This window comes from Rhodococcus sp. T2V, from assembly GCF_029269925.1.
Classification (GTDB): domain Bacteria; phylum Actinomycetota; class Actinomycetes; order Mycobacteriales; family Mycobacteriaceae; genus Rhodococcus_F; species Rhodococcus_F koreensis.
Genome location: NZ_JARJBD010000396.1, coordinates 1 through 486, shown reverse-complemented (window position 1 = coordinate 486; position 486 = coordinate 1). Strand labels below are relative to the sequence as shown.

The 486-nt window shown below is 69.5% G+C and carries 1 pseudogene; it reads right to left on the bottom strand.

Features of this window, described 5'->3' with window-relative positions:
• Positions 1-486 (bottom strand): annotated as a pseudogene (locus tag P3H15_RS54550) (IS4 family transposase); the annotation flags it as partial.

Below are 486 nucleotides of genomic sequence, written 5' to 3'. Positions count from 1 at the left end.
GGTCGAGGATCGTGGTCAGCAGCCGGTACTGCTCGGGGTTCTCCCGCCCGTCGTCAAGGGTGTAGTCGATCACGCGCACCGTCAGCGGTGTTCGCTGCCGCCGATTCTTCCCGGAGGTCGGGATGATCTGCGCCAGCCAGGATCCGTCGTCGAGGGTCTCGACGTGGCGGGGCGAGAGCGTCGATTTGACCCTCCACAGCAGGTCGGCGCCGGTAGCGGCGGCGCGGGTCCACATGTCGAATCCGTAGATGCCCCGGTCGGCGAGCAGCAGCATCCCCGGTGCGAGGGTGTCCATCAGTTCGTGCGACAGCTCCCGCTCGGAGGTGCGACACGGTCCGATCGCGGCGTCGAATACCGCGTGGGTGCCGCACTCGGCGAGGGCCACCAGCCGTGCCTGCGGGAACGCGGACTTCTCGCCGCGACTCGATGCCGGCCGCCCGAAATGCTCGGCGTTGGCCGGGGTGTCGGGCAGGTCGAGGCAGGTCC